15 protein-coding genes are annotated in these 21889 nt (G+C 60.1%); 11 read left to right on the plus strand and 4 right to left on the minus strand.

Annotated features, from left to right (window positions below):
* Positions 1-51: 51 nt before the first annotated feature.
* Positions 52-1851: a biosynthetic-type acetolactate synthase large subunit gene (ilvB, locus tag Thiowin_RS15320; RefSeq protein WP_328988094.1), complete on the minus strand. Its 1800-nt coding sequence runs from the start codon at positions 1849-1851 to the stop codon at positions 52-54.
* Between the two features lie 336 nt (positions 1852-2187).
* Entirely contained in the window at positions 2188-2772 is a 585-nt protein-coding gene (locus Thiowin_RS15325; protein ID WP_328983863.1) for a biliverdin-producing heme oxygenase, read from the minus strand.
* Between the two features lie 506 nt (positions 2773-3278).
* On the opposite strand from Thiowin_RS15325, the gene Thiowin_RS15330 reads away from it, so the two are divergent.
* From Thiowin_RS15330 to Thiowin_RS15375, 10 genes are all read left to right on the plus strand, one after another.
* Positions 3279-4241, plus strand: coding sequence for an ABC transporter ATP-binding protein (locus tag Thiowin_RS15330; protein ID WP_328983864.1), 963 nt, complete (start codon positions 3279-3281; stop codon positions 4239-4241).
* Complete coding sequence (locus Thiowin_RS15335) at positions 4238-5014, plus strand: ABC transporter permease (RefSeq protein ID WP_328983865.1); 777 nt, start codon at positions 4238-4240, stop codon at positions 5012-5014. Before Thiowin_RS15330 ends, Thiowin_RS15335 begins: the two co-directional genes overlap by 4 nt.
* Positions 5015-5074: 60 nt before the next feature.
* A complete protein-coding gene (gene mrcB / locus Thiowin_RS15340; protein WP_328983866.1) occupies positions 5075-7504 on the plus strand; it encodes a penicillin-binding protein 1B in 2430 nt (809 codons plus the stop codon).
* Positions 7504-8346: a tetratricopeptide repeat protein gene (locus Thiowin_RS15345; RefSeq protein ID WP_328983867.1), complete on the plus strand. Its 843-nt coding sequence runs from the start codon at positions 7504-7506 to the stop codon at positions 8344-8346. Before mrcB ends, Thiowin_RS15345 begins: the two co-directional genes overlap by 1 nt.
* A gap of 57 nt (positions 8347-8403) precedes the next feature.
* Entirely contained in the window at positions 8404-10338 is a 1935-nt protein-coding gene (locus Thiowin_RS15350) for an ATP-dependent DNA helicase (protein ID WP_408034223.1), read from the plus strand.
* Between the two features lie 262 nt (positions 10339-10600).
* The gene (locus Thiowin_RS15355; protein WP_328983869.1) at positions 10601-11515 is read left to right on the plus strand and encodes a hypothetical protein; all 915 of its coding nucleotides are present in this window, start codon (positions 10601-10603) and stop codon (positions 11513-11515) included.
* Between the two features lie 78 nt (positions 11516-11593).
* Positions 11594-12319: a tRNA (adenosine(37)-N6)-threonylcarbamoyltransferase complex dimerization subunit type 1 TsaB gene (tsaB, locus tag Thiowin_RS15360; RefSeq protein WP_328983870.1), complete on the plus strand. Its 726-nt coding sequence runs from the start codon at positions 11594-11596 to the stop codon at positions 12317-12319.
* A 523-nt stretch (positions 12320-12842) separates the two neighbouring features.
* Positions 12843-13685, plus strand: coding sequence for a ferritin-like domain-containing protein (locus Thiowin_RS15365; protein WP_328983871.1), 843 nt, complete (start codon positions 12843-12845; stop codon positions 13683-13685).
* A 236-nt stretch (positions 13686-13921) separates the two neighbouring features.
* Positions 13922-14422, plus strand: a complete 501-nt coding sequence (gene nrfH / locus Thiowin_RS15370; protein ID WP_328983872.1) for a cytochrome c nitrite reductase small subunit — start codon at positions 13922-13924, stop codon at positions 14420-14422.
* 109 nt (positions 14423-14531) lie between these two features.
* Positions 14532-16232 carry an ammonia-forming cytochrome c nitrite reductase subunit c552 gene (locus Thiowin_RS15375; RefSeq protein ID WP_328983873.1) on the plus strand — a complete coding sequence of 567 codons (1701 nt, stop codon included), beginning with the start codon at positions 14532-14534 and terminating at the stop codon, positions 16230-16232.
* 78 nt (positions 16233-16310) lie between these two features.
* On the opposite strand, the gene Thiowin_RS15380 is transcribed toward Thiowin_RS15375, so the two are convergent.
* A complete protein-coding gene (locus tag Thiowin_RS15380; protein WP_328983874.1) occupies positions 16311-18833 on the minus strand; it encodes a mechanosensitive ion channel domain-containing protein in 2523 nt (840 codons plus the stop codon).
* Positions 18834-19577: 744 nt separating this feature from the next.
* Here Thiowin_RS15380 and Thiowin_RS15385 point away from each other — a divergent pair.
* Complete coding sequence (locus Thiowin_RS15385; protein ID WP_328983875.1) at positions 19578-20084, plus strand: glutathione peroxidase; 507 nt, start codon at positions 19578-19580, stop codon at positions 20082-20084.
* A gap of 429 nt (positions 20085-20513) precedes the next feature.
* Here Thiowin_RS15385 and Thiowin_RS15390 read toward each other — a convergent pair whose 3' ends face one another.
* On the minus strand, positions 20514-21836 hold the full coding sequence (locus tag Thiowin_RS15390) for a TRZ/ATZ family hydrolase (protein ID WP_328983876.1): 1323 nt from the start codon (positions 21834-21836) through the stop codon (positions 20514-20516).
* Between the last annotated feature and the right edge of the window lie 53 nt (positions 21837-21889).

Here is a 21889-nt window from a genome sequence, read left to right on the forward strand (position 1 = left end):
GAGTGATCGCTTGCATCGGGGCCAGTGCGCGGAGGGCGAATACATTCGCCCCTACGCCAGTTCGCGCTGTGAGATGGTCGGGGGCAAGTGCATCTCGTGCTGGCCCTTGCCGGCGGCGATCATGGGATAGACGTTCTCGGTTGGGTCAACGATCACATCAAGGAAGACCAGGCGGTCCCGCATGGCGAAGGCTTCCTGCATGGCCGCTTCCAGGTCCCCCGGCTTGTCAACCCGCATGCCGACATGGCCGAAGCTCTGGGTCAGGGCGACAAAATCCGGCAGCGCATCCACGTAGGAGTGGGCATAGCGACTTTCGTAGAAGAACTCCTGCCACTGGCGCACCATGCCCATGTAGCCGTTATTGAGCAGCACGACCTTGATGGGCAAATTGTACTGCTTGCAGGTGGCCAGCTCCTGAATGCACATCAGAATGCTCGCCTCACCCGAGATGCAGGCGACCTGCGCCTCGGGGTGCGCGAGCTGCACCCCCATGGCCGAGGGCAAACCAAAGCCCATGGTGCCAAGTCCGCCCGAGTTGATCCAGCGTCTGGGCTTGTCGAAGGGGTAGAACTGGGCGGCAAACATTTGGTGCTGCCCCACGTCCGAGGTCAGGTAGAGATCGCCGCCGGTGACCTTGTGCAGCGTCTGCACCGCGAACTGCGGCTTGATCACCGCGCTGTCGCGGTCGTAGCACAGGCAATCGAGCTTGCGCCAGGCGTTGATCTGCTCCCACCAGGCCGCGAGTGCCGCTTTGTCCGGTCGCGCCTTGATCTCGCCCTTGATCTCGCCCTTCATCTCACTAAGCAGACCGAGCATGTCGCTCAGGACAGTCTCAACCGGACCGACGATGGGAATATCCACCCGCACGTTCTTGGAAATGGATGAAGGGTCGACATCGATATGAATAATGGTGGCATGGGGACAGAAATGCTCGATCTTGCCCGTGACGCGATCATCGAAGCGCGCGCCAATGGCGATCAGGCAATCGGTCTCGTGCATGGCCATGTTGGCCTCGTAGGTGCCATGCATGCCGAGCATGCCGATGAACTGGCCATCGGTCATGGGGTAGGCGCCCAGACCCATCAGGGTGCTGGTGATGGGAAAGCCGAGCGCGCGCACCAGTTCGATCAGGGGTTCGTGCGCGTTGCCCAGAATCACCCCGCCGCCGGTATAGAAGACCGGGCGCTTGGCCGCGACCATGGCCTCGAGCGCCTTGCGCATCTGCCCGAGGTGGCCCTTGCGCGCCGGCTGGTAGGAGCGCAGCTTGAGGTTAGGCTGAAAATGATAGGGAATCTTGATGCCCGGATCAGTCACATCCTTGGGCACGTCCACCACTACCGGACCGGGGCGTCCGGAGGTGGCGATATGGAAGGCCTTGGCAATGGTATCGGCCAGATCCTCGACCCGCTTGACCAGGAAATTGTGTTTCACGCAGGGGCGAGTGATGCCGACGGTGTCGACCTCCTGGAAGGCATCGCTGCCAATCACGGGCGTGGGCACCTGACCGGTGATGACCACCATGGGGATGGAGTCCATATAGGCCGTCGCAATACCCGTGACGGCATTGGTCGCGCCCGGCCCGGAAGTGACCAGGCAGACACCGCATTTGCCGCTGGCGCGCGCATAGCCGTCCGCGGCATGAGTGGCGCCCTGCTCGTGGCGCACCAGGATGTGGCGAATCTGGTCGCTTTTCTGAAAAAGCGCGTCGTAGATGTGCAGCACCGCGCCGCCCGGGTAACCAAAAACGGTCTCAACGCCCTGATCGATCAACGACTGGATGACGATTTCCGCGCCGGTTAATTCAACCGGAGCACCTTGCGCATTGGCCCCGGATAGGCTGGCGGCGGACAAGGCGGGAGAGAAGGTGTCTCGGGACTGACCGGCGGATTGATCAGGAGATGCCGCCTGCTCGGAACTAGAATCAGGCGCGGGCGCTTGCTGCACGGGTCTACCTCCGCGCCGCCCGCTTGCCGCTCGGGCCCTGAACATCCAGGCTCATCGCCGCGGGGACCGTGGCGGCAGGCTGGACATTGTGGGCCGAGGTGCCGCGGGCGGCACAAGAACGATTGAAGCCAGCGATTGACGAGAATCGATGGCCATTGGTTGGGGAGACGGCGGTCGCGCGACGCGATTCGCTCCGACATCCGCCGGCTAACTGGAAAAAGTACAATATTCCAGCCAATAAGGTCAACTATTACCGCCGAGATGCCGATGCACCAAGCCAAAGACCGCGACTGCCGCGGTCAGGACTTGCTCTGGGTCATGCCCGCGGGTGCTCACCTCGTCCTCAAGCGCCGCGCCGAAACGGCGCCAGCCCTCGGCGGGCGACCGGTCCTCGCGAGTACCAAGAAAATGAAACGGCAAGCGGTCTGCCTCGGCACCCAGATTCTGCCTGAGTCGCTGGGAGATCACCCGGCCGCCGAGCGTGGCGCCTTCGAGCACATAGAGCCCGCCGAGCGCCTGCGCCTGGTTGGCAACCAAGCTTGACAGATGTTCGGCATCCGCCGGCGGCGGCGGCATTGGCTCGTCCCCGAGTGCCTCCAGATCGCGCTCGAGTGCCGGCAGGCGCTCGCGCACGCCCATACGTTCAAGGGTTAATGGCGCACAGCTTGCGTGCAGATGCGGCTCGAGCAGGCGATAGGGTCGTGCTAGCGCACCCAGGTAGGCGCGGTAAATGTCTGCATCCACCTCCGGAGCCATCAGGTCACGCATCAAGGGCAATGCCTCGGTGGCGGCATGCAAAGCGGCAGTGCGCGCGCGCAATGCCTGCATTAGCGCACCCTGCCTTCTGGTTTCAGGACCTATCACCGGACCTGTTGCGGACATCAGCGGATCTCCATCTTATGAGTGGACGATAGCAACACCAGACTTCTTGGCGTGTTGCGAAAAATCCCGTGCGTGCGATATCAACCCTAAGAATTCTCCGGGATGGGACGCCACACTCGCAAGCCGTAAGTGTTAAGAGATGGCTTCCTCTAGCGCCTCGACTCAGAACATGGGCAGTTCGCCCATGATGGGCGCTAAACCACACTTCGAGCGACTCAAATTTGGAAACGCTGGCCATTCCGACAGCGCAAATGTCTCATTCCAGGTCCAGCTTTACCACAGTTCGCACTCTGGTATAGGGTGAGGGGCTGAATTCGCATTTTTGGCATCCATGTTCTTCAGTGTCGTGGTTGAGGCAAGTGTTACTCTCTCATCGGTCAGGTCTCTGGTCGACACTCATGCCTCAGTTGCTCAGCATTCCTGAAAAAAGTAAACTTTCTGTTTGCCGCTCTATGTCCGCACTCATCGCTCGGGATCTCCGAAAAATCTACCCTTCCGGCTTGGAGGCACTTAAAGGCGTCGATCTGAGGGTTGAGGCAGGGGACTTTTTCGCATTACTGGGGCCCAACGGCGCGGGCAAGTCGACCTTGATCGGGATTTTGACATCCTTGGTGAACAAGAGCACCGGCAGCATCCGGGTATTCGGCCATGATCTCGACCGCGAGCCCGAGCAGGTCCGCGCCTTGCTCGGGGTGGTGCCTCAGGAGTTTAACTTTAATCTATTTTTGCCGGTGGCCGAGGTGGTCATTAACCAAGCCGGATATTTCGGTATCCCGCGTCGCGAGGCGCGTGTGCGCGCTGAGCATTATCTGCGCAAGCTTGATCTCTGGGATCGTCGCGACACCCAGATGCGCCAGCTCTCGGGCGGTCTCAAGCGGCGGCTGATGATTGCGCGCGCCCTGGTCCATCGGCCGCGGGTGCTCATTTTGGACGAGCCTACGGCCGGTGTGGATATCGAAATTCGCCGTGCGATGTGGCATTACCTGCGCGAGCTCAATGATGGTGGCACTACCATCATTTTGACCACACACTACCTTGAGGAGGCCGAAAGCCTGTGCCGGCATTTGGCCATTATTAACAAGGGCGAGATAGTGGCGACCGCCGACATTGGCGAGATGCTGAAAGGACTGCGCTCGGAAACATTTGTGCTTAACTTGCGCGGTCGGCTGACGGAACTCCCGGCGCTTGGCGGTTTCGTGCTGGACACCATAGACGAGAGCACGCTTGAGGTTGAGGTGAGCCGCGACCATAGCATCAATGGTCTGTTCGAGGCTCTGTCGCGCTGTGGGATTGAAGTCATCAGTATGCGCAACAAGCAGAATAGGCTTGAAAAACTCTTTCTGGATATGGTGGACAACCCGGAACCTGGTCAGGGCGCGACGGAATCGGGGGCGATGCCGGGAGGTCGGGCATGAATCGCTGGCAGCGTTACTGGGTGGCCTATGAGACCCTGGTAACCAAGGAGACTCTGAGATTTCTGCGGATCTGGATACAGACGCTGCTTCCCTCTGTCATCACCACCACGCTGTATTTTGTTATTTTTGGACGGCTGATTGGCGAGCGCATCGGCCCGATGGAGGGCTTCAGCTATCTTGAGTTCATCGTGCCGGGATTGGTGTTGATGGCGGTGATTACCAATGCCTATTCAAACGTGGTCTCGTCATTTTATAGCAGCAAATTTTCGCACTACATCGAGGAGCTTCTGGTCTCGCCAACACCCAACTGGGTGATTTTGGCCGGTTATGTCACGGGTGGTGTTCTGCGGGGTCTGAGTGTTGGCGTGGCGGTGACAATAGTCGCCTTTTTCTTTACCGATCTCGCTATCCATAGCTACGGGATTACCCTGCTAATTTTTCTGATGACGGCCATTCTGTTCGCCCTGGGTGGCTTTATAAATGCCGTTTTCGCGAACAGCTTCGATGATATTTCGATTATTCCAACCTTTGTGCTGACGCCCTTGACGTACTTGGGCGGGGTTTTTTATTCCATTGCTCTACTGCCAGCGTTTTGGCAGGATGTGTCCCTGCTCAATCCCATCCTCTACATGGTCAATGCGTTTCGCTACGGGCTCTTGGGGGTGAGCGATATTCCACTGTGGGTTGCATTTACCCTCGTCGCCTGCTGTATCGCCGTGATGACCTTCTTTAGCCTGGAATTGTTGCGCCATGGAATCGGTATCAAGAGCTGACTTGACGTCGGTCGCCTCTCGGCCTTGAGGTAAAGGCGCGGCGGTGGGATGATTCCCCTCATGAAAAAACCGCAACTCTCCCGCTTACTCTCCTGTTCGGCGCGCTCGAACCGCCCCACCGGCGCGCGCCTTCAAGGCGGCGGTCTCTGGGGCCTTGTGTTTGCTCTTGCCATCTTGTTCGCCCTTGGCGGCTTGAGCGTGCTTGGGCTATACGCGGTGCAGCTCGATGATATCGTGCGCTCCAAGTTCGAGGGCAAACGCTGGGCGCTGCCGGCGCGGGTGTATGCACGCCCGCTCGAGCTGTACCAGGGGCGAGCACTGTCGTCCGATGCACTGGTCGCGGAGCTCAAACGACTCAAATATTTGGTTGTGACAGAGGTTGATCGCCCTGGCACCTATCGGCGCGATGGTGATCGGGTGCGCGTTAATACCCAGGGCTTTCGGTTCTGGGATGGCGTCGAACGCTCGGCTCTGCTGGAAATCGCCTTTGCCGACGGCCAGGTCGCATCCATTACCACGCTTGACGAGGGGCCAAAAATCGCGCTGGTGCGATTCGAACCGGCCCTGATCGCAAGCATTTACCCCACGCATAACGAGGATCGGGTGTTGCTGCTGCGGGCGCAGTTACCTGATTTGCTGGTTAAGACACTGCTGGCGGTAGAGGACCGTAAGTTCTACCAACACCCTGGTATCGATCCAAAAGGTATACTTCGCGCCGCCTATAAAAACTTGATGGCTGGGCGCACCGTGGAAGGCGCCAGCACCCTAACCCAACAGTTGGTCAAGAATTTCTATCTCAATCAGCAGCGTACCCTCGAGCGGAAAATCAACGAGGCGCTGATGGCCATGCTGCTCGAGCTGCGCTACACCAAGGACGACATCCTGACCGCCTATGCCAACGAGGTCTATATGGGCCAGGACGGCAGCCGTGGCATCCATGGTTTCGGTCTTGCCAGTCGTTTTTATTTCGACCGCCCGCTCTCTGAACTCACAGTAGCCGATACCGCGCTCTTGATCGCCGTGCTCAAGGGGCCGACGGAATACAATCCGCGCCGCAATCCCGAGCGGGCGCTGGAACGGCGCAATCTGGTCATTGACATCATGGCGCACCATCAAGTAATTGCACGCACCGAGGCTGAACAGGCCAAGGCGGCACCGCTCGGACTGCGCGAGGGCGGTGCGCGACCGAGCGGCGACTACCCCGCTTTTGTACAACTGGTGCGACGTCAGCTGCAGCGCGATTATCGCGAAGAAGATTTGCGCTCGGAAGGGCTGAAGATCTTCACCACGCTCGATCCGCCGGTTCAGATCGCCGCCGAGCGGGCCATTCATGATCGTCTGCCCATGCTTGAAAAACAGCGCGGGTTTCGGGACGGCACACTGGAGTCAGCAGCCGTCGTGACCTCTGTTGCCCAGGGCGAGGTGTTGGCGCTGGTGGGCAGCCGTGATTCGGCGTTCGAGGGTTTCAATCGCGCCCTCGACGCGGTGCGCTCCATCGGCTCCGCGGTCAAGCCGGCGATTTATCTCGCGGCGCTTGAGCGGCCGGAGGAATATTCCCTGGTGACTTCGATTCCTGATCGGTCTGTTAGCCTGCGCATTGGCACCGATGTCTGGGAGCCGAAAAATTATGATCGTCGCGTTCATGGCGATGTACCCCTGTACCGCGCTCTGGCCAAGTCCTACAACCTGGCCGCGGTCAACCTAGGGCTGGAACTGGGGGTCGAAGAGATCGCGCAAACACTCAGGCGGCTCGGCGCCATGCGCCAGATCAACGCGGTTCCGGCGATCTTGCTGGGGTCTGTGTCCTTGGCTCCCATCGAACTCGCGCAGGTCTACCAGACCATCGCCGCTGGCGGTTTCCGCACGCCGCTGCGTGCCATTCGCGAGATCTTGGATTCCTCCGGGCGACCCTTGACGCGCTATCCGCTCGCCGTGGAACCCGTGGTGCGCGGCGACGCGGCTTTCATGACCCAATGGGCCATGCGTCAGGTGGTGGAACAGGGCACGGCCACCTGGCTCAAGCAACGCCTGCCCGAGGACTTGAGCGTGGCGGGCAAAACGGGTACCACCAACGATTTGCGTGACTCTTGGTTTGCCGGCTTTAGTGGCGATAAAGTGGCGGTTGTCTGGGTTGGGCGCGATAATAACCAGCCAACAGGGCTGACCGGCTCCAGCGGGGCGCTGCGTGTCTGGGGTGATCTCATGGCCAGCATCGACAATCAGCCTCTAAGCGATATTCCACCCGATGGTGTGATCATGGCGCAAGCTTGCGGCGGCGTCACTGTACCGGTCAATGAAGAGTTCGCCGCGGTAGCCGCTTGTCGCAGGCCGAGCGGAAGTGCAAGCAATGAGACAGTGGCCGATGCTGACATCAGTGAGAATTCTGCCAATGACGAGGCACAGCCGCCTCCAGAGCGGCGCAAGCCTGCATCCAATCGGGATGGGCGAGGCGCGCGTAATCTTTTTCTCAGCGATTTTTATGGTGACTGATGACTGAGCACAGACGATTCATCTCTCTTTTTTGTACCTCGGCCGCTTTTCTGGTCGCGGCGGGACTCAATGGCTGTGCCACCCCGCAACGCCAGGATCCTCCCGCTCCAATTGTGGATGCCCGACGTTCGCCGCCTACGCCCGCGGTTGAGCCCGCGGTTGAGAAGGAGGCGACCGAGGAGGACAAACAACCCGAGCCAACCCGCGTTTATGCCTACCAGCCGGTGACGGCGGGCCAGTCCGAGGAGGGAGTTTCTAACCCTTCCGGGGCAGCCGTCGGCGCTCAGGACGCCACAGCGAGCGACAATGCGGCAGATATCGCTGAGTCGTCCAGGCAACCTCCGAACACTGAGTCAGCGCAAGCTCAAACCGGCCAGCCAAGTGGTGGTTCGGTCCCCCCAAGAGAGGAGTCGGCGCAACAACAGGCGCAAGCGGAAACGGTCGAGCAAGGGGCCACCACACCGGCCTTGCCGGCGCCCGAGACGCGTGTCGCCTCGGCCACGGCGCTTCATTCCCCGCAGCTAACGCCAGAGGTTGATGCGCTGGTCAGGCAGGCTGAGAGTCAGCGCCAGAGCAGCGACTATGCCGGAGCTGCCGCGACGCTGGAGCGCGCTCTGCGCTTGCAGTCGCGCGAAGGCTACCTGTGGAACCGGCTGGCGCATGTGCGTCTGGAGCAGGGTCTGGCAACACAGGCCGCCAATCTAGCCGGGCGGGCGAACGACCTCTCCGGAGATAGCGACAGCCTCAAACGCGATAATTGGCGGGTGATTGCCGATGCGCGTCAGCGCGCCGGAGATCTGGAGGGCGCACAGGAAGCACGGCGCAGAGCCTCTGGAGGCTAGGACACAAGCGTCAGATTGCTGGTGTTCAAGGCATTCCAGTCAGATAACAACAGCCCGATGGCGCCCGGGGCGATTGGACTGGCTGGTATTTTTGGTCCCCAGGGCAAACTTGGCCGGCACTTGCACCATTTTGGCGCCAGACCGCAGCAATTGGCCATGGCGACAACTGTCGCCAAGGTGATTGCCGAGAGCGGCACCCTGATCTGCGAGGCTGGCACCGGCACTGGCAAAACGCTCGCATATTTGATTCCTGCCCTGCTGTGCGGGCGAAAAGTGGTCATCTCCACTGGCACCCGCACCCTGCAGGATCAGCTGTTCCAGCAGGACTTGCCGCTGGCCAGAGGCTTGCTCGGCATCCCGGTGCGGGTGGCGCTGCTCAAGGGGCGCTCCAATTACCTCTGCGTGCAGCGGCTGGGGCAGGTCGGAGCGGCCCGGTCGGCGGTCGATGCCAGCCTGGCTGCCGATCTGGCAAGGGTGCGTCAATGGGCACGGGTCACGCGCAGTGGCGATATTGCCGAGGCAGGCTTGTCCGAGCAATCGCCAGTCTGGCCACTGGTGACCTCCACCGCCGAGAATTGCCTGGGGCAGGACTGTGCGTCCTGGGGCGACTGTCATCTGGTGGCGGCGCGGCGCCAGGCGCAGGAGGCTGATCTGGTGGTGATCAACCACCATCTGCTGTGCGCCGACATGGCGATCCGTCAGGAGGGCTTTGGCGAGGTACTGCCGGGAGCCGATTGTTTCATCATCGACGAGGCCCATCAGCTGCCCGAGGTCGCGGGGGCTTTTTTTGGCCGTTCGCTGAGCAGTTATCAACTGCTTGATTTTGCTCGTGATCTGACTGCCGATCTGGCGCGCGATGCGCCGGGGCTGCTGGATTTGTCCGCGCCAATCGGTGGGTTGCGCCCAGCGTTGCAGGCGCTGCGCCTGGCTCTAGGGACCGAGGATCGCCGCGCTGCCTGGGCAGGGGTTGGCGCGGACCCGCGCGTGCAACAAGCTCGCACGGCACTCGAAGCGCTGCTGGAACAGATCAAGCAAGGTCTTGAGCGTCTTGCAGGCCATGCCAAGGCGCTCGATCATGACCTGGAACGCTGTCTGGACTTGTGCGAGCGGCTTGCGCTCTTTGGTGCCGAGGAGAGCGTCGATCAGGTACGTTGGTTTGATGCGCGCGGACAGGGGTTTCGCCTCCATCAGACCCCGCTTGAAGTGGCCAGCAGTTTTCAGTCGCACCGTGCGCGCTTGCCTGCCGCCTGGGTGTTTACCTCGGCCACGCTCGCGGTCGGTGAGTCTTTTGACCACTTTGCTCGCCAAATGGGGCTTGAAGAGGCCACGACCGCACGTTGGGACAGTCCTTTCGATCATGCGCGCCAGGCATTATGGTTGATTCCACCGCGGATGCCGGAGCCAGCCGACGCGACCCACGATGCCAGGGTCGCGGACTTGGTGATTGAACTGGCTCCGGTGACTGGTGGGCGCATGTTTGTCCTGTTTACCAGCCATCGTGCCTTGCAGTTCGTGGCAAGGCAGATCGAGGGGGGCCTTGAGTATCCGCTACTTGTGCAAGGACAAGCGCCGCGTGCCGAGTTGATCCGCCGTTTTCGCGACCATGGCAATGCGGTGCTCCTCGGTAGCGCCAGCTTTTGGGAGGGAGTCGATGTGCGCGGTGATGCGCTCTCCTGTGTCATCGTCGATAAGCTGCCCTTCGCCTCGCCGGGGGATCCCTTGGTGCAGGCGCGCATTGAAGCGCTGCGCACCGCTGGCGGTCAGCCGTTTCGTGATTTTCAACTGCCGCGTGCTGTTATTGCGCTTAAGCAGGGTGCCGGGCGACTGATTCGTGATACAAGCGATCGCGGTCTGTTCGTGCTCTGCGATCCGCGCCTGGTCACCAGGTCTTATGGGGCGGCTTTCGTCAAGAGTTTGCCGCCGATGACGCGCACCGACTCCCTGAGCGAGGTGCGGGCATTTTTTTCGTCTGCCACTTGTGCAGACCCGTGAGTGACGCCTTGATCGGGCGCACAAAGAGCGCGTGCGGATTGCGAACTCCCCATCGGTTTGGGATTGCGCCAACAAGGGGCTATAGTGTGACTTGTCGGCGGGTTTTTGGTCGGGGACTTAAAGCCCTTTTCCAATCGCAATACGCGCCTGTTTGTGCTGTGGTCAGCCATTTGATGTTCAATCATCCTTTCAATTTGTGCATGCGCGGCCACCAAGGCATGGCGCGGTACATGCGTGTTAGGTCGGGATAACGAGGCGGGGTATGCTGGAGGAGGATTATTCGCTCAAGGAGGTCGACAGCGACGAACTGCGCGAACTACTCGCCGAGAGCGAAACGCTTGACGAGCCTGAGTCCGGGGCGAGCGCTATTTGCGAGCGCATCGCATCCCTGCGCAGTCGCGGTCTACGCCAGGCGCTGCCGGCCTTGATGATGGAGCTTGAGCGCATTGCGCGTGAGCCCTTGGGGGCCGAGGAGCGCATCACCGTGATGCACTGTGTCAAAAAGCCGGTGCTTAAGGCAGTGGCCAGTCTGCCCAAACCGCGTGGACCCGCTCCCGGCAGCGGCAATGCCAACACACTCGAACAGCGCTTGCTGCTGCTGATGATCTACAACCTGCGCAAGACGCTGCATGAGATTGACCGGACGCAAAGCAGTCGCTATGCCGATGATGACAGTGAGCGCATCTGGGTGCTGCAACACCTGTTTCGTTTTTTTACCCGTCAGATCCGCTACGGAATTGACTGGGACCGCCCGTTGCCGCAGCATACTTGGCGTGATCTACATGATCTCTTTGTCTATCTGGTGGTGCGAGGCATGGTGCAGCTGACCTCGGATTTCAGCGTGTCGATTTTTGACGAGGAATTCGACGCCGAGATTGAATACAAGCGTGCTCTGCTGTTGGGGCTGGCCGACCGACTCACCAATCGTAAAGCCAAGACCGAGGATTTTTTCAAGGAACTCAAACGCTGGGCCAGCGAGACCCGCCTGCAGGATCCCAATAGTCTTGTCGGTCAAAGCGGTCTGATTAAACTGGAGGTGACCCAGGACGAGCCGCCGCTGTTGTTCGAGGGCGCCCTGGCAAAAGCCTTTCGTGGTTGGATTGTGCGACCACCAGAGGCTTTTCGTGAATATATCGACTCAGTCAACCATGGTTATCGCGCGCCACCCCCGGCCTGATGCCATGTTGCGACTGAATCCTTGGTGTGACGCAATCACATTCATGCCAAGCTTTGTTGAGGCAGTCGAGGCAAGCGCATGAAAATCCTTGCACTTGAGACCTCTGGGGTGTTTTGCTCCGTTGCTCTGCTGCGCGATGGAGAATTATTGAGTCAACACGAGGAGGCCGCGCGCCGCCATGGTGAACGCCTGTTGCCCATGATGGAGCAGTTGCTGGAGCAAGGCAGCCTGGGCCTGGGCGACCTGGACGCCATCGCTTTTGGCTGTGGTCCAGGCTCCTTCACCGGCGTGCGCATTGCCGCGGCCGTGGCTCAGGGGGTAGCTTTCGGTGCTGGCGTTCCAGTGGTCGGCATTTCGACCCTGGCCGCCCTGGCACATGCAGGCTGGCGTTCTCAGGGTCACACACGAATTATTGCAGCCATTGATGCCCGCATTGACGAGCTCTATTGGGGCTTTTTCAATGTCCAGGGCCGAGGATTGGTGAGCGCTTTGCAACCTGAGTGCGTAAGCGTGGCGGAGAAGGTCACAGTGCCATTCGAGCCCGCTGAGCGGGTGCCGCGGTTGGGCGTTGGCAATGGCTGGTCGCTCTATCGCGATCTTCTCATTGCACGCACTGGCCTTGAGAAGGCATCCATTGATGCGAGTTTGACATGCACCGCGGCAGATATCGCTGAGCTGGCCGTCAATGTGGTGACGGCGGGACAAGCCATGCCTCCGGAACTGGGACTGCCAGTCTACTTGCGTGATCAGGTGGCGATCAAGCGGACAGCTGTGTTCATGCCACTGGCCTCAACTGTCCATTGACCCGCGCGAAGCATGCACCCACACAAAGCGGCCGCGCCTGTCGTGGAGCGGCTGCTTTGTTTGGGTCGGTCCCGTCAGGTAGGCTGGTCTGGCCGCGAAGTCCTGGCTTAATGCGCGGAGTGGCAGTTGCTGCCCTCGTGCCGATGTGGGCAGTGACGGCGCAGGCAAATCAACACATACTGACTCAGGGAGAAGCTAACCCCAACAAAGACTGCCGCGCTTGAAATCACGCGTGTCAGTTCTGGTGTTTGGGTGTAGCTCAGTATGAGCCAAGTTAGAAAAGTAATGATGCTTGCTAACAGAGCGACCATGGCAAAGGGCCAGGGGCTGTTGGAGCATTTGGGGCAAAGTCTCATCAAGGGCCTCGCGATGCCTGAAAAACAGCCGGGTCATGTAGCCAAAGCTGGTTGCATGCACGCCGGACTTGGGTCAACAACGGGTCTCGATCAATCTGGCCTAGGATACCTCATTTTGGTTCCCGCGGCGACGCGATCTGGCTGAATCCTGGCAGCGAGAATAATCCATGAAAACGCCTTTCACGGCTGAGCCGATGACCCAGCCAATCAGCCTTCAAGGTGCTGCCCAACTTGCCTTGGCTGCCTGTGTGGTGGAAGACAAGCTCAAGGCCACGCAATCCCTTGCCGCGCGCTGGCACGCGGGTGATCTGACGCAAGATGACCAGGAACTGCCACTGTTATCGGAATCCGTGGGCCGGCCGCCACATCCGCGCCTGGTTTCACCCCGCGCTCTGCCAAAACGCGGGCTCGGCACTGTCGAAGGGCGCGCTGCCCTGCTGCATGCGGTAGCTCATATTGAGTTCAATGCCATCAATCTAGCTCTGGATGCTGTGCAGCGCTTCGGCGGCATGCCGCACGCCTTTTATGACGACTGGGTGCGGGTGGCGGCGGAGGAGGCGGAGCACTTTCAATTGATGCGCGAGCGGTTGCGCGTGCTCGGGTTCGACTACGGTGATTTCCCCGCGCACAACGGGCTCTGGGAAATGGCGACCGTCACCGCCGATGATCTCCTCGCGCGCATGGCTTTGGTGCCGCGTGGGCTCGAGGCACGCGGGTTGGATGTCACGCCCGGCATGATTGAACGTCTGCGCGATGCGGGCGATCATAAAAGTGCCGAGGCACTTGGTGTCATCCTGCGCGAGGAGGTAGGCCATGTCGCGGCCGGCTCGCGCTGGTTTGCTTACCTGTGCGAGCAGCGCACGCTCGATCCGGCCGCGACTTACATCGCCTTGCTGCGTCAGTTCATGAAAGGCCGGCTTCCCTGTCCGATTAACCTTGCTGATCGGCGTCGCGCCGGCTTCGACCAGGCCGAACTCGATCAACTCGCCCGACTTTGTGCCGAGGTTTGAGAGCCTTGAAATCCTTCTGAATCCCTTGGGTTTTTTTGGCATCAGGCTGCGCGCGCCTGGCTCCAAGCAGGGACTGACAACTGGCTCAACATGGCTAGCCTGGGGTCTGGCTGCTAGAATTCCAAAATGATGTCCCTGATCAAAGTGCCAATGATCATCCTGCCCATGATCAACAATTCGGGTGGTCCGCTGGGAATGGCGATGATCCGAGCGGCCCGCTTGCGGAGCCTCACATCATGAGTCAGCAGCCCTTGCGTCACTGGATTCGTCGCCAGTTGGCGCTGCTTCTTGCGAAGCCGATGGTCGCTGCCTTGGTGATTGCGCTCGGTGTGCTCGGTGGCTTGGGGCTGGCGACCTTTGTTCAGGGCAAAGGCGCCTCCTATCTGGTTAATGATCCACGTGTGTGCATTAACTGCCATATCATGCAAGGTTCCTACGATGCCTGGGTGCATTCCAGCCATGCGGCGGTGGCGGCTTGCAACGATTGCCATCTGCCACATGATTTTTTGGGCAAATGGCTCACCAAGGCGGATAACGGTCTGCGCCACGCTGTGGCCTTCACCACCGGCTGGTTCCATGAGCCCATCCAGATCACCCCGCGCAACCGTCGGGTGACCCAAGGCGCTTGCCTGCATTGTCATGGCGACTTTGTCGCCCATGCCTTCCCGCCCGGCGAGGCGAACGATGACTTTATGTGTGTCCATTGCCATCGCGCGGTTGGGCATGCCGAGCGGTGATCATTGCCAGCGAACAGCGGCGGACCTGACCATGAGAGGGGCGGGAACAGGTGGGCCCGTGCGGTAACCCCCCTTTGTTTGCTGCTCGATCTCTTCAGCGGAGACAGCCATGAATGACGACTCATCCAACATCGATCAACCCGCCGGCCAGAGCCCGAGTGCGCGCCCCTGGCTGCTTGGCGGCCTTTTTGCCGCCACCCTGATTGGGGTGCTGCTGATCACCTGGATCCTGGTCACCATGGTTGGGCATCAGCAGGATGCGCGCGAGCCCTATGCGCGCGTCGCCGCGGTCAGCGAAATCAGCACTGATCCCCTTCCTTGGGGGTTGAACTGGCCGCACCAGTTCGACGGCTGGAAAGCCACCGCCGGCGATGAATTCCACGGTGGCAGTAGCGCCTTGCCGCAAAGCAAACTGGATGCCGATCCCTGGCTGAAACGCCTCTATGCCGGCTATGCCTTTAGCATTGATTACCGTGAGGCGCGGGGTCATGCCTACATGCTCTATGACCAGGGCGTGACCGAACGCATTACCAAAAAGCCTCAGCCTGGTGCCTGTCTACATTGTCATGCCTCCGTCTCGGTGCTCTACCGCCGCATTGGCATGGATGCAATGGGGGAAGAGGTCACTCCCGAGACATTGGCGGTTGATTTTAATACCCCGGCAGTGATGCGCGGCTTTGAGGAACTCAGCCGCAAGCCTTATCAAGAAGTGTTGGCGCTCTTGCAAGCCACGCCCGATGGGACACCTGGCGAAAACGAGCCGGTCTTTCCCAGTGCGCCGGCTGGTGGCTTCAGCGGCGAATACGCCGGCGAGCCAGTCGCGGATGACAGTGTCGCCAAGGGAGAGGCGCATCCGGTCACCTGCATCGACTGCCATGATCCCAAGACCATGGCGGTGCGTGTCACACGGCCCGGATTTTTACAGGGCATCGCCGCCCTCGCGGCTGGCGACGCGGCCGTGCCGCATTTGCCGAGTATTGGGCAATGGCGGGCTGGCTCGCGCGCTCGGCCCTATGACCCCAACCAACTTGCCTCGCGCCAGGAGATGCGCTCTTTCGTCTGCGGCCAGTGTCATGTTGAATACTATTGCGGAGACAAGGCTACCCTGACCTTCCCCTGGGCCAAGGGTCTGCGCGCCGATGACGAGGAGGCGTTTTGGGATGACTTTCGTTTTGCCGATGGCAGCGACTTTCATGACTTCAAGCACGGCGAAACGGGCGCGCCCAGCTACAAGGCGCAGCATCCTGAATTCGAGCTGTGGAGCCAGGGCATCCATGCCCGCGCCGGTGTGAGTTGCGCCGATTGCCACATGCCCTATCAGCGTCAGGGGGCGATGAAGCTGAGCGATCACCGCGTAACCAGTCCGCTGGAGAAAATCAACAGCGCCTGCCAGACCTGCCACCATGTATCGGAGAGCGAACTGCGCGCTCGAGTTGCCACCATCCAGAGCCGCACCCGTGCTCTGATTCAGCGCGCCGCGGCCGCCATGACCGAGATGCTCGATACCATTCGCGAGGCCCAGGCCGCGGGCGCCAGCGATGATGACTTGGCCGCGGTCTTCGCCCATCAGCGCCAGGCCACTTGGCGATTGGACTATATCAGTAGCGAAAATTCCAAGGGTTTCCACGCCGACCAGGAAGCCGCCCGGGTGTTAGCCGAATCCATCGACCACAGTCGCCAGGCACAGGCGCTTGCCCTGCGCTGGCGCGCCCCTGATGCGCCGGACACCAGTGTGCTGTTCAGTCGCCCGGTGCGGGGCGTGACGCCAGAGCAGCCGCCACGGACCGCCGAATCTGAGACTGACGAATAGCAGGCGGCTGAAACGCAAGCTGATTGACCATACCGGAGAGCGGGCTTGCTGAGGCTCAGCTCCCTTGATTGGCTTGACTTATTGGCTTGACACACCCGCCTTGCTAAGCCGCGAGGAACCGGGAGCGCGGCGCAGAATGAGTTCCTGCGTTGGGTACGCAAAGTCGATACCCGCATCTTCGAAACGGCGATGAATGCCAAGATTGATGCCTTGCTGCATATCCATGTAGATATCGTAGTCTGGAGCAAGCACGTAATACACGATCTCAAAGTTCAGCGAGAAGTCTCCAAACTCAAAAAAGTGCGCGCGATCAAAGCGCGTTATAGGTTGTTCCTCGATGGCCTCACGAATCATTTCCGGGATGCGCTCGATCAGCGCGCGCGGCGTTTGATAGACCACGCCGATGCGAAAGGAGACGCGGCGCTCTTTGAAGTGGCGGAAATTATGGATGCGGCTGTTGAGCAGGTCGCTGTTGGATAGCACGACTTGCTCCCCCGATAGACTGCGCACGCGGGTGGTCTTGACACCGATGAGCTCAATCACGCCCAGGGTATCGCCGGCTTTGACGAAGTCGCCGACCCGGAAGGGTTTATCGAGAATGATGGCCATTGAACTGAAGACATCGCCCAGGATGTTCTGCAGCGCAAAGCCCACGGCGACACTGCCCACACCAAGAGCGCCAAGCAGGCCGGCAATCGGGTATTTAAAGTAGGCCAAGAGCGAGACGATCATAGTGATCCAGATGCCGACCCGCACGAACACCATTAGCACGCCGTAGCCAGTCACAGTGGATGGATCGCGCAACTCCCGACGGCTGCGCCGGCGATTGAAATAATCCGCCGCGGCGGCGTTAGCCCAGATGGCGAGCTGAAAATAGAAGGCCACGATCAAGCCCGACCAGAGCCACGCCTTGACCGTCGGGCTGGCCAATCCGGAAAACACCATGGCGACATAAAAGGCCGCGATCAGCACGAAGAACTGGCTGGTATTACCGGCGACGGCGGACCAGGCCAGATAAAAATCGCCAGACTGAGATGACTCGCTCCTCCTTTTGCTTTTGCTCAACGCGCGGTAGGCGCCGACACGCACAAAGGAAACCGCAAAGAGCACCACGACGAACATGGCCAGCGCCATTGCGAGTTCGCGCACGCGAATGCTCTGGTCGTCGATGACGATGAGCTCCGCGTCCCACCATTGCGTCAGTGTCTCGCGGGCCTGTAAGAGTTGCAGGCTCAGGGCCTCGTTCTCGATCAGATCTTCAAGCTGGTGGCGCATTCCCTGCAGCAGGGCGAGCAGTTCGTCCTTGGTTTCCAGTAACTCTCGCCCGTGGCGCTCAGCAAGATCCAGCGCCTCGGAGCGGACCTCCGCCGCTTTGCGCTGTTCATCGCTCAGTGTTGGATCGCTAGAATGGCGTGCCTGTGCCAGTTGGATGGCGCGCAACGCATTCAGCCGGCTTTCGATCTCGTCTTTCTCGGTGCTGGCCAGCGTGGTAGCGGCGATAATGTCGCGTAAGGCCTGTGCGGCCTTGGTTGGCTCCGGATCTTGCATCAGCTCAAAGCGCAGTTGCCAGAAGTCGCCGATTTTGTCGATATCCGTCAAAGCAGTGGTCAGGGAATCAACGCCAGAGCGTGCTGCGTCGAGTTCGGCCTGGCGCGCCGCGACCCACTCCTCAAGAACTGCCCGGTTTGCGTCGTCGCTGGCTGTTATCAAACCTTGTCGGGCTTGATACAGCGCCGATTCGGCCTGATCACCCCGGCGCTGCAGATCCTTTATTTGTGCACTAATTGACTCCTCTGTGTCCTTCAGGTCCGCTAGGCGCTGATCGAGCATGTCATCAGACAATTGCGCTCGTGACTTGAGAAAATCTCGGCGTGCCGCGAGCAATTCCTGCTGCATCTCGGCAAGACGATCCTCATGACGGGCCAGCTCGACAGCGTGCTCCGACGCCGCCAATTCCTGCAAGGTCAGCAGCTCGCGCAGACGCGCTAGCTCAAGCGCGTCGGCAAGCAACTCGCGCTCGGCGTCGGCCAATGTATCGCTCTCCGCCTGGGTAAGCTGATCCCGGGCGGCGCGACGCGCGCTCACCACCGCGCCCAGCTCCTTGGTGATGGCTGCCATGCGTCGGGTCGCGGTCTTCAGGCGGGTCTCTGCCACCTCCTCGCTGGCCTGTGTCAGAACCAGCTCGGCGAGCTGTTGATCAAGCAAAGAGACTGGAAAAGGCGGCTCCAGAGCGACGCCTTGCTCATCAAGGTTTGCCAGCTGCTCGTCCCGCTGCGTAACCTCCTCCTTGACGCCGATGAGGCGTTCGGCCAGTGTGGCGCGTCGTTGCACCACAACGCGCAGCTGGTGCAGCAATTCGATCCGTTGCGCGATGTTTTCCACCCCCGCGCTCAAGTCCGCGGCCGTTTTATTGATCTCGGTCGCGGAGATGTCGTCTTGAGCAGATATCTCTTCTCCCGTGTCCGCTTCCTCGCTAACCGCCGCAGCCGCTACTTTGACTGCGGCGAGTCGCTCTTTGGCCTCATCATGCCTGGGTTCGAGCTCGGCAAGTCTGGCATCGATCAAAGCAAGCGTGCTCTGGAAATCATTCGCCGATGACATTGGCTGGGGAAGGTCAGGCAGCCCGATCGCGGCCGGGTTGAATGTTAGAACTTGGTAATCCAGCTTTGAGTCGGGCACGGAGCTGGAATCGGAATCGCGACCATCGGCTCTGGATGAATCGCTGGGTCTTGATGGACTCGCGGGAGATTCCGCGTCCGTTCCAGTCGATGATTCTGTGTTCTGTGCGACAGCAGAGGGGGCTGAAAGAATTAGGAAAACAAAGATGGCAATGGGTCTAATAAACATGGATCCTCGGTGTTTGAGCTTGGCTGCGGGTTTGGCGAGGTACTGCAGGGCAAAGCTAAGTTAACCAATGCAACCCCTGCCAGCGGCATAATTCAGTCTACCGAGAGGACGTGGCGGATGACAAACGCACTTGGGGCTTGCATAGGTTGCCAATTTGAGTCGCTCAAGGGGTGTGGAACCCGCTTCCAGCCACTTGATGACGCGCTGGGAGGCACATCTACTTGATTACCGGACCGGCAACCTGGCGCACCGTAAAGCGAAATTTGAACTAGCCGTGTGGCGCAATGTTCTGACCAAATCGGATCTGAACTCTGTTTGGTGGGGTTGGAAGCGGTGAGTTCTGGCTTGGAATCCAACTCGTGCCACTCCATATCTCAGGATAAGCCTGAAATGTTGTTGACGAGGCCTTCTTGTTTTCAGCTATGGCACCTGTCGCGGTGAGAAGGAGGATGTATGGAAAGGTTGCTGACATCGATCTTGATTATGGGAGGTATGCTCATGGTGGATCATGTAAAGGCCGAGCAGAACTGTGCTCCGGCTCTAGATTTCGAGGTTCGACGCTTGGCCAGCGACGAGACCATCAAACTGTGCGATGAGTTCGGCGGCAAGGTGATTCTGATGGTCAATACCGCGAGCAAATGCGGCTTTACCGGCCAGTACGAAGGACTTGAGGCGCTTTACGATAAATACCGCGAACGCGGCTTTGTGGTGCTGGGCTTCCCGTCCAATGACTTTGCCAATCAGGAACCGGCGGACGAGGAAAAAATTCAGGAATTTTGCCGGCTGACCTATTCGGTTGAGTTTCCGATGTTCGAGAAGTCCCACGTCAAGAGGGGTAAGGCCAGCCCGCTGTTTCAGTCCCTGGCCGAGCAGACCGGCGTCTATCCCAAGTGGAATTTCTACAAGTATCTGATTGATCGTGACGGTCGTGTCGTACAGGCTTTTGCCAGCATGACCGGGCCCGAAAGTAGCAAGATGATCAAGGCCATAGAGCGACTGCTATAAGGATCGCATTGCTGCCATACATCCGGCATTAATATCAGGATCCTCATGGTGCCTGTGCCTTGGTGGGATGCGCGTACCTCGTGGTCATCAATCAGACTCACAGTTTTGGCAGATGTTTGGTTTGGGACCTTCCAAGTCTTTGGCGAGGCGGCCCTCACTTTCGTGCCACTCTCTACAATATCCACCACCAGCGCATCGGGTTGGTCAGCGAACAAGATTTCGAGATTCCTTTAGCTTGACAATTCAGTCATATTGCAGGGTGGTTTCGGCCATGGGTTCACCATCGCTCTCTGCATAGGGATCATCGGGGTCGATGCAAGCAAGGGGTTCATGGCTCAATCTCCTTTTAGGTTGCGCTTTTTCGGGCAGGCAAACATTCAGTAGTCGCGAGTTGCGTGATTAGGAGTCTTGAGGCAGTGGTGGTTGCTCTCAGCGGTTCCGCTCTTCGGCGATGCGCTCGCCCCATGCGCGGGCCTCGCTCAAGACGCGCTCGGGCTCGAGCGTGAGCGGCTCGCCAGCGCGAATGACCTGCTGTCCGCTGATCCACACATGGCGAACTTGATGGCTGCTGGCGGCATAGATGATCTGCGAGCAGGCATTGTAGAGCGGCTGGGTGTGGGGGTCGCTGAGATCCAGGGCGACCAGATCAGCGGCCTTGCCCACTTCGAGCGAACCGGTTTCCTCTTCCAGGCCAAGCGCGCGGGCGCCATTAAGGGTAGCCATGCGCAGCGCGGTGGCCGCCGGCAGGGCCGAGGCGGACTGCGCCACGCCCTTGGCCAGCAGGGCGGCGGTGCGCATCTCGCCGAGCAGGTTGAGATCGTTGTTGCTGGCGGCGCCGTCAGTGCCTAGGGCAACATTCACCCCGGCCTTGAGCAGTTTGGTCACCGGGCAGAAGCCGCTGGCGAGTTTGAGGTTGGACTCTGGGCAATGCACTACATGAGCGCCGCTTTGCGCCAGGCGGTCAATTTCCTCGTCCCCGAGCTGAGTCATGTGGATGGCCACCAGCAGCGGGCTCAGCAGACCTAGGCGGTCCAGGCGCGCCAGTGGGCGTTCGCCATGATCGCGCAGTGATTGGCTGACCTCGTCGCGGGTTTCGTGCAGATGGATGTGCACCGGCACCTGGAGTTCCTCGGCCAGGGTCGCGACCCGTTGCAGAGGTTGCTCGGAGACGGCGTAGGGCGAGTGGGGCGCGAAGGCGGCGCGGATCAGATGATGCTCGCGATAGCGCTCGTGCAGGGACAATCCGCGACTGAAGTATTGCTCGGGATTCTCGGCATAGCGGGTGGGGAAGTCGACCAGGATCATGCCAATGATGGCGCGCATACCGGCCTCGGCGGCGACCCGGGCGGTCACCTCCGGGTAAAAATACATGTCGTTGAAGCAGGTGATGCCGCCACGCAGCATCTCGAGCAGCGCCAGCCGGGTACCGTCGGCGACAAAGTCCGGATCGACCCAACGCCCCTCGGCCGGCCAGATATGCTCATGCAGCCAAGTCATCAGCGGTAGGTCGTCGGCCAGCCCACGCAGCAGCGCCATGGGGGAATGGGTGTGGGCGTTAATCAGGCCAGGGATGAGCGCGTGACCGCGAAGTGTCAGGGTGGTTTTAGCTTGGATTTGCTCGCGTGCCTCGGCGCTGGGCAGCAAGGCGGCGATACGCCCGCGCTCAATGGCGATGCTGTGTTGCGCGAGGGTGCGGTCTTGGGCGTCGACTGGCAATATCCAGTCCGCGTGGATCAGAAGTTCTACGTCCATTCTGGCCTCTTGTGTGTACCGCGAGGGTAAGGGAATAGGGTGACGGGAAATGC

The organism is Thiorhodovibrio winogradskyi (genome assembly GCF_036208045.1).
Classification (GTDB): Bacteria; Pseudomonadota; Gammaproteobacteria; order Chromatiales; family Chromatiaceae; genus Thiorhodovibrio; species Thiorhodovibrio winogradskyi.

Coding starts and splice junctions, on each gene's coding strand:
- Thiowin_RS15325 (WP_328983863.1), bottom strand. CDS start 2,772: ATGCAGGCATTGCGCGCGCGCACTGCCGCTTTGCATGCCGCCACCGAG.
- Thiowin_RS15330 (WP_328983864.1), top strand. CDS start 3,279: ATGTCCGCACTCATCGCTCGGGATCTCCGAAAAATCTACCCTTCCGGC.
- Thiowin_RS15335 (WP_328983865.1), top strand. CDS start 4,238: ATGAATCGCTGGCAGCGTTACTGGGTGGCCTATGAGACCCTGGTAACC.
- mrcB (WP_328983866.1), top strand. CDS start 5,075: ATGAAAAAACCGCAACTCTCCCGCTTACTCTCCTGTTCGGCGCGCTCG.
- Thiowin_RS15345 (WP_328983867.1), top strand. CDS start 7,504: ATGACTGAGCACAGACGATTCATCTCTCTTTTTTGTACCTCGGCCGCT.
- Thiowin_RS15350 (WP_408034223.1), top strand. CDS start 8,404: ATGGCGCCCGGGGCGATTGGACTGGCTGGTATTTTTGGTCCCCAGGGC.
- Thiowin_RS15355 (WP_328983869.1), top strand. CDS start 10,601: ATGCTGGAGGAGGATTATTCGCTCAAGGAGGTCGACAGCGACGAACTG.
- tsaB (WP_328983870.1), top strand. CDS start 11,594: ATGAAAATCCTTGCACTTGAGACCTCTGGGGTGTTTTGCTCCGTTGCT.
- Thiowin_RS15365 (WP_328983871.1), top strand. CDS start 12,843: ATGAAAACGCCTTTCACGGCTGAGCCGATGACCCAGCCAATCAGCCTT.
- nrfH (WP_328983872.1), top strand. CDS start 13,922: ATGAGTCAGCAGCCCTTGCGTCACTGGATTCGTCGCCAGTTGGCGCTG.
- Thiowin_RS15375 (WP_328983873.1), top strand. CDS start 14,532: ATGAATGACGACTCATCCAACATCGATCAACCCGCCGGCCAGAGCCCG.
- Thiowin_RS15380 (WP_328983874.1), bottom strand. CDS start 18,833: ATGTCATCGGCGAATGATTTCCAGAGCACGCTTGCTTTGATCGATGCC.
- Thiowin_RS15385 (WP_328983875.1), top strand. CDS start 19,578: ATGGTGGATCATGTAAAGGCCGAGCAGAACTGTGCTCCGGCTCTAGAT.
- Thiowin_RS15390 (WP_328983876.1), bottom strand. CDS start 21,836: ATGGACGTAGAACTTCTGATCCACGCGGACTGGATATTGCCAGTCGAC.